This is a genomic window from Luteitalea sp. (genome assembly GCF_044337415.1).
Lineage (GTDB): Bacteria > Acidobacteriota > Vicinamibacteria > Vicinamibacterales > Vicinamibacteraceae > Luteitalea.
On sequence record NZ_JBIINP010000203.1, the window covers coordinates 1 to 6,813 of the forward strand.

General features: G+C 70.7%; 6 protein-coding genes. 3 read left to right on the plus strand and 3 right to left on the minus strand.

From position 1 onward, the window contains the following. Positions 1 to 24: 24 nt before the first annotated feature. The 3 genes from ACIRDX_RS18925 to ACIRDX_RS18935 are packed head-to-tail and all read left to right on the plus strand — an operon-like array spanning position 25 to position 1,238. Positions 25 to 369: a phage holin family protein gene (locus tag ACIRDX_RS18925; RefSeq protein ID WP_396626999.1), complete on the plus strand. Its 345-nt coding sequence runs from the start codon at positions 25 to 27 to the stop codon at positions 367 to 369. Further along, entirely contained in the window at positions 369 to 890 is a 522-nt protein-coding gene (locus tag ACIRDX_RS18930) for a TerB family tellurite resistance protein (RefSeq protein ID WP_396627000.1), read from the plus strand. Before ACIRDX_RS18925 ends, ACIRDX_RS18930 begins: the two co-directional genes overlap by 1 nt. Then, a complete protein-coding gene (locus ACIRDX_RS18935; protein ID WP_396627001.1) occupies positions 891 to 1,238 on the plus strand; it encodes a ribosomal protein L7/L12 in 348 nt (115 codons plus the stop codon). A 13-nt stretch (positions 1,239 to 1,251) separates the two neighbouring features. On the opposite strand, the gene ACIRDX_RS18940 is transcribed toward ACIRDX_RS18935, so the two are convergent. From ACIRDX_RS18940 to alaS, 3 genes are all read right to left on the minus strand, one after another. Next, the gene (locus tag ACIRDX_RS18940) at positions 1,252 to 3,270 is read right to left on the minus strand and encodes an ATP-binding protein (RefSeq protein ID WP_396627002.1); all 2,019 of its coding nucleotides are present in this window, start codon (positions 3,268 to 3,270) and stop codon (positions 1,252 to 1,254) included. A gap of 151 nt (positions 3,271 to 3,421) precedes the next feature. Further along, positions 3,422 to 4,117, minus strand: a complete 696-nt coding sequence (locus ACIRDX_RS18945; RefSeq protein WP_396627003.1) for a lytic transglycosylase domain-containing protein — start codon at positions 4,115 to 4,117, stop codon at positions 3,422 to 3,424. A gap of 134 nt (positions 4,118 to 4,251) precedes the next feature. After that, positions 4,252 to 6,813, minus strand: a 2,562-nt coding sequence (gene alaS / locus ACIRDX_RS18950) for an alanine--tRNA ligase (protein WP_396627004.1), incomplete at its 5' end; no start/stop codon positions are given.

The window sequence follows — 6,813 nt, forward strand, 5'->3', positions numbered from 1 at the left end:
GCTTCTCTGGTAGCGTTAACCCCCATGGGATTCCTGCTCCACCTGGTCATCGTGGCGGCTGCCCTCTGGGTGGCGGCTTACCTCGTCCCCGGCGTCCGCGTGAGCTCCGTGCCGGCGCTGTTCATCGCGGCCTTCGTGCTCGGGCTCGTCAACGCGCTGGTGCGGCCGCTGCTCACCATCCTGACGTTGCCCATCACGATCATCACGCTGGGGCTCTTCTACCTGGTGGTCAACGGGCTCGCGTTCGGGCTCGCGGCCTCCCTCGTCCCCGGCTTCGACCTCGACGGCTTCGGCAGTGCCGTGCTCGGCGCGCTGCTCGTGAGCCTGGTCAGCTGGGTGCTCGGCGCCATCTTCTCCCCGAAGCGCTGATGCTGTCGGCTCTCTTCAGGAGCCTCGGCCTGGCGGGCGACGATGGCGCCGCGCACGACACCGAGACGGTATCCGAGATTGCGACCGTCCTGACCGGGGTCGCACCAGAGCGGGCGCGCCTGCTCGCGGCCTTCGCCTACCTGCTCGGCCGTGTGGCGTTCGCCGATCACGACGTCAGCGCCGAGGAGCGTGCCGTGATGGAGACCCGCCTCGCGACCGAGGGCGACGTCTCGCCCGAGCAGGCGCAGCGCCTCGTCGGCCTTGCCGTGCAGGCCACCAGCAGTCATGGCGCGGCCGAGGACTACCAGGTCGCGCGCGAGTTCGAGGTCCTGGCCAGCCGTGAGGAGAAACTCCAACTCCTCCGTGCGCTGTTCGCGGTCTCCGCGCAGCATGGCATCACCACCGTCGAGGACACCGAGATCAGCCGCATCGCCAGCGTGCTGCGGCTCGAGCGGAGCGACGTCACGGCCCTGCGCCACGAGTTCCGCGCCTCGATCAACGCGCGTCTGCCGAGGGACTGAATGTCCACCACGCTCATCGCCTTCATCGTCCTCGATCTGGTCGTTTCGGTGGCCGTGGTGCTCTGGGTGCTCCGGCGTCGCCAGGCGCAGGCTCTACGCGGCTCGACGGGGAGCGCCAGCGGTGCACGGCCGGGGCTCACCACGGCCGAGGCACTGGCGGCGGCCCGGGGGGAGGGCAAGCCGGGGACGTTGGGCAGCCTCCCGCCCGCCGTGGCCGCGTCCGTCGAACGCGCCGTGCGGGACGGCCAGCTCATCGAGGCCATCAAGGCCGTGCGGGACGCCACCGGACTCGGCCTGAAGGAATCCAAGGACGTGGTGGACCGCCTCGCGGCCGAACTCCGCCGCTGACCTCGCGCTCGGACTACGCGGTCGTCAGCGGCGAGGCGCCCACGACGGCCCCGGCGCCGAGCGTCGCCGGAAAGTAGACCGCGAACGTCGCGCCCATGCCCGGCGCGCTGTTCACCGTGATCCCGCCGCCGTGCTGCTTCACGATGCCGTACACGGTCGCCAGCCCCACGCCGGTGCCATGCCCCGCCGCCTTGGTGGTGAAGAATGGCTCGAAGATCTGCCGCTGTGTCTCGGCCGTCATGCCTTGCCCCGAATCGGTGACGCGCAGCACGACGTAGGTGCCCGGCTGCAGGTCCGGATCTCCCAGCAGCGGCGAGGCGACCGTCTCGACGCGCGCCTCGATGGCCAACCGCCCACCGTCCGGCATGGCGTCCTTCGCGTTGGTCACCAGGTTCAGCACCACCTGCTCGAACTGCCCTTCGCCGAGAATCAGGGCCGGGATGTCGTCGGCGGCGCGCAACTCCACGGCGACCGTTTCCGGCACCAGCCTGCGGATGATGGGTTCCAGCTGTCGCAGTGTCGCGGCGACACGGCAGGGTGTGCGCGGCACCACCTGCTTCCGGCTGAACGCCAGCAGTTGGCGAGTGAGCGTGGCCGCTCGATCGCTGGCGGTGCGGATCTCGTCGGCGCCGGCCCGCAACGCGCCGCCGGCCGGCAACTGCTCCGCCAGCAGGGCGCTCTGGCCGATGATCACCGTCAGCAGGTTGTTGAAGTCGTGCGCCACGCCCCCGGCCAGTCGGCCGAGCGCCTCCATCTTCTGGGACTGCCGCAGCGCCTCTTCAGCGACCTGGCGGCCCTCCTGCTCCCGCAGCAGCGAACGATGGGCCAGGTCGAGTTGTTGGTGCGAGGCCGCCAGCGCGTCGGCCTGTGCCTGGAGTGCCCGCTGCGCCCGGCGTCGCGCCCGCGCCATCACGACGAGCGCGCCGATGATGCCCGACTGCACCACCAGCGCCGCGATGCCCGTCCAGATCAAGGCCTTGTTGGCGCGGTAGAAGCTCGGCGGGTGGTTGCCCACCCGTGAGCCGGGCGGCAGGTCGACCTCGCGCAGACCCCAGCGCGAGAGCTGCTGCGCGTCGAAGATCAGCTGGTCGTCGATCGAGGGCTCGATGCCGAGCCGGCTGACCGGCGTGCCGCGGATCACGGCAAGCGCCTTCTGTCCCATGCGGTGCCCGTGCTCGATGCCGGTGCTGTAGATGCCGGCCAGCAGGCCTTGCCCGATGTCGCTCACGCTCGGGCTGACCACCGGCGCGCGCGACGCCTCGACCACGCGCTGCAGGCTGATGCCGGCGTCGATGGGCGTGCCATCCTGATCCTCGATCACGGGGCGCACGATCACGAGGTCGTCCGGTTGCGTGTCGCGCGCCAGCGCGGCCACGATCTGCCCGAAGCCGAGGATCTCTCCCGACAGGTAGGTGACGGTCAGCCCCTCGTGCTCGCGGGCGGCCAGTTCGATGGCCCGGCGCAACTCGACCGACGCGGGCTGGCGATCGGTGACCACGAAGACGCGCCGCGTGCCCTTGCGCACCTCGAGGACCCGTGTGATCAGGTGATCCACGTCGGTGGGTTCGGTGATGCCGGCAAACCGACTGCGCGGCAGGCGGGCGGCCAACGCGGCGCTGTTGACGCCGCCGAAGATGACCGGCACGTCAGCGAACAGCGCCGGGTGCGACAGCAGGAACTCGACCGCGGCGTCGTCGGAGGCGACGATGAGGATGGGCGGTCTGTCGTACTTGGCGGCCAGCCACGTGGCGAACTGTTCGCGGATCTCCGCCCGCGTCTCGTGCCTGGCGTCGAGGTACTCCACGCGAACCGCGAGCGACGGGCCGAGAGTTGCCATGGCCTCGCGCGCGCCCTGCTCGAGATCGCGGGTCCACTGGTAGGTGGAGTCGTAGGAGTGGAGGAAGAGGACGCCGGGCGGCGGCGTGCCCTGCGCGGCGGCCGACCGGACGAGGAGGCCCGTGCACAGGAACGCGAAGAGCGCTGTCCTGCCAACCCGCCCGAACGTCCGTCGCAGCCGGTTCAGGATGTCCATCGTGCCCTACACACGTGCGCGGCGAGTCTATCCGTGCGCCCGGTGGGGCACAAGTCGCCACCCTGCCTCAGGCCCGTCGGCCAGCGCCCTCGGCTCTGGCGGCGAGGGATGGAATCCTTGTCTGGCTAGGGAGCACGGTGTCGGTGGGGCATCAGCGCACGACCTCGTACCGCCCGCTCGTGGGACGCGTATCGGTGAGGCGCCACTGTGGCTGGCCGTCGACCTCTTCCAGCACCTTGTAGATCACCGTGCGTCCACTGGGCGCCACCGGCTCGGCCTCGGTGCGGCGCGTGATCTTCTGGACGTACTCCCGGGTCTCGCGATAGGGCGGCACCCGCTGGCCGTACCGGTTCACGGCCCCCGGCCCGGCGTTGTACGCCGCGAGCGCCAGCACCTCGTCGCCGAACTCGCGGATCAGCGAGCCGAGGTAGGCCACGCCGCCCTCGATGTTCTGGACCGGGTCCCACGGGTTCTCGACGCCGAGGCCGGCCGCCGTCTGGGGCATCAGTTGCATCAGGCCCATGGCGCCCTTGTGGGACCGGGCCCGGGGGTTGAAGCCCGATTCCACCTGGATCACGGCTCGCACCAGTTCGGGGCGCACACCGTGCGTGGCCGCCGCGGACTCGATGATCTCGTCGTAGAGGGCGCCGGTCTCGGCAGGCACCGCGCGAGTGGTGCGTACGGCCGAATTGCGCACCGCGTAGGAGCTGATGGCGCCGTCCACGGGCCGATCGGACAGCACCAGGGTGCCGGCGGCATCCCGGCTGACGTAGATCTGGGCGCGTGCGGGAGCGGCCATACCCAGGAGGCACGCCGCGAGCGCAGACACGAGGAGTCGGGGGACCATGCCCATCACATCGGCATGGCGTCGCAAGACTCGATCCCGGTCGGGGGAGCCTGCGATCAGGCCGGATCAGGCCGGCCGGTGGCAGGAACTGCCGCGCGGGAGCCCCGCGTGGCGTCGCTGGACTGACGATCCTGTCAGCGGGCTGCCACTCCCGCCGCGTCGCCGACCGCCTTCGGCGCGGCCGCGAGCAGGTCGGCGATGTGCTCCGGCTGCTTGCCGCCGGCCTCGGCGAAGTCGGGGCGACCGCCCCCGCCGCCCCCCACGATGGGGCCGAGGCGCTTCACGAGGTCGCCGGCCTTGACCTTCGTCGTCAGGTCGGCCGTGACCGACACGACGAAGCTCACCTTGCCCTCGGCTTCAGCGGCGAGCACGACGACGCCGGAGCCGATGGACGCCTTGATCTGGTCGGCCAGTTCGCGGAGGGCCGACCGATCGACGCCGTCGACCCGGCGGGTGACCACCTTCAGGCCGCCCACATCGTGGGTCTGCTGGCCTCCCGGTCCCTCGCCGCCGCCGAGGGCGGCCTTGACCTTGGCCTCGTGCAAGGCCTTCGTGAGGCGCTTCACCTCGCCCTGCAGCTTCGAGGCGGCTTCGGCCGCCTCGGCCGCCGACACGTGGAGCTCACCGGCGACGGCCTGCAGGTGGCGACGCTCGCCCTGCAGCAGGGCCACGGCGCCTTCACCCGTCACGGCCTCGACGCGGCGGACACCCGCCGCGACGCCGCCCTCGCCGACCACCGCGAACACGCCGATGTCGCCGGTCGCGCGGCAGTGCGTGCCGCCGCACAGCTCGAGGCTGAAGCCGGGGATGTCGACCACGCGCACCGTGTCGCCGTACTTCTCGCCGAACAGCGCCATCGCCCCGAGCGCCATCGCCTCGTCGGTCTTGCGCAGCGTCGTCTGGACCGCCGTGTTGCGCATGATCTCGGTGTTGACGATCCGTTCGATCGTCTCGAGTTCCTCGGCCGAGATCGTCCCCGTGTGGACGAAGTCGAAGCGGAGGCGATCGGGCGCGACGAGCGAACCGGCCTGCTTCACGTGCGTGCCGAGGGTCCGGCGCAGCGCGGCGTGCAGGAGGTGCGTCGCGGTGTGGTTACGCTTGATCGCTGCGCGGCGTGCGAGGTCGACGCGCGCCGCGACCACGGCGCCCGCCTGCAGCAGGCCCTTCGTCACGGTCACGGTGTGGACCCGCGGGCCGCCGGGCGTGAGGCGTGCCATGGCCTGCACCGTGGCGAGGCCATCCTCGGCCGTCAGCGTGCCCGTGTCCGAGACCTGGCCGCCGCTCTCGACGTAGAAGGGCGTGCGATCGAGCACCACGTAGCCGGTCACCCCGGCGTCGAGTGCCGGCACTTCCTGGCGGTCGGCATCGAACAGGGCGACGATCCGCGCCTCGAGGACTTCGGTGACCTCGTAGCCGTCGAACCGGTCGCCAATCACGTCGAGGGCCGCCTGCGTGGTGGCGCTGCTCACGGCGAAGCCCTGGGCCCGCGCCACCTCGAAGTGGCTGCCGGCGCGCGCCCGTTCACGCTGCGCCTCCATCGCCGCTTCGTAGCCGGCGCGGTCCACGGCCAGCTGACGCTCGCTGGCGAGGTCCTCGATGAAGTCCAGCGGCAGGCCGAGCGAGTCGTAGAGGCGGAACATCTCGTCGCCGGGCACGACCTTGCGGTCGGAGGCCGCGGCGCGATCGAGCACCTGCTCGAGCCGGCCGAGTCCGGCGGTGAGCACGGCGTCGAACCGTTCCTCCTCGGAGCGGATCACCTTCACCACGCTGTCGCGATTGGCCCGGAGTTCGGGATAGGCATCGCCCATCTCCGACACGACCTTGTCGGCGAGCGCATGCATGAACGGCTCGGTGATGCCGAGCTTCTTGCCGTGGCGCATCGCACGACGCATGATCTTGCGCAGCACGTAGCCGCGCCACTCGTTGCTCGGGATCACGCCATCGGCGATCAGGAAGGTGCTGGCGCGCATGTGATCGGCGATCACGCGCATCGACGTGCTGGCCTGATCGGTCCGCGTGTACGGCTGGCCGCACATCCGCGCGATCTCCTGCAGCAGGGGCTGGAACAGGTCGGTGTCGTAGTTGCTCTCGACGCCCTGCAGCACTGCGGTGATGCGCTCGAGGCCCATGCCCGTGTCGATGGACCGTGCCGGCAGCGGCTCGAGCACGCCGCCCGGCTGGCGGTCGAACTCCATGAACACGTTGTTCCAGATCTCCATCATGGACCCGTCGTCCTTGATGAAGTAGATCTCGGAGCAGCGGCCGCAGGGCCCCGTGTCGCCCATCTGCCAGAAGTTGTCCTCGGCGCCGAGCTCGCCGATGCGGTCGACCGGGAGGAACTTCCGCCACAGGTCGTAGGCCTCGTCGTCGCGCGGCACGCCGGGCTCGCCCATGAAGATGGTCGCGTGCAGGCGCTCCTTGGGGAGCCCCCAGACCTCGGTGAGCAGGTGCCAGGCGTACGGGATCGCCTCGCCCTTGAAGTAGTCGCCGAACGAGAAGTTGCCCAGCATCTCGAAGAACGTGTGATGGCGCGGCGAGGGGCCCACGTTGTCGAGGTCGTTGTGCTTGCCGCTCACGCGCATGCACTTCTGCGCGGTCGTGGCCCGGGCGTAGTCCCGCTTCTCCTTGCCCAGGAACACGTCCTTGAACTGGTTCATCCCGGCATTGGTGAACAGCAGCGTCGGGTCGTCGCCCGG

Bases quoted from the DNA above. Each gene is read 5' to 3' on its own strand.
- ACIRDX_RS18925 (WP_396626999.1), top strand. From the start codon at position 25: ATGGGATTCCTGCTCCACCTGGTCATCGTGGCGGCTGCCCTCTGGGTG.
- ACIRDX_RS18930 (WP_396627000.1), top strand. From the start codon at position 369: ATGCTGTCGGCTCTCTTCAGGAGCCTCGGCCTGGCGGGCGACGATGGC.
- ACIRDX_RS18935 (WP_396627001.1), top strand. From the start codon at position 891: ATGTCCACCACGCTCATCGCCTTCATCGTCCTCGATCTGGTCGTTTCG.
- ACIRDX_RS18940 (WP_396627002.1), bottom strand. From the start codon at position 3,270: ATGGACATCCTGAACCGGCTGCGACGGACGTTCGGGCGGGTTGGCAGG.
- ACIRDX_RS18945 (WP_396627003.1), bottom strand. From the start codon at position 4,117: ATGGTCCCCCGACTCCTCGTGTCTGCGCTCGCGGCGTGCCTCCTGGGT.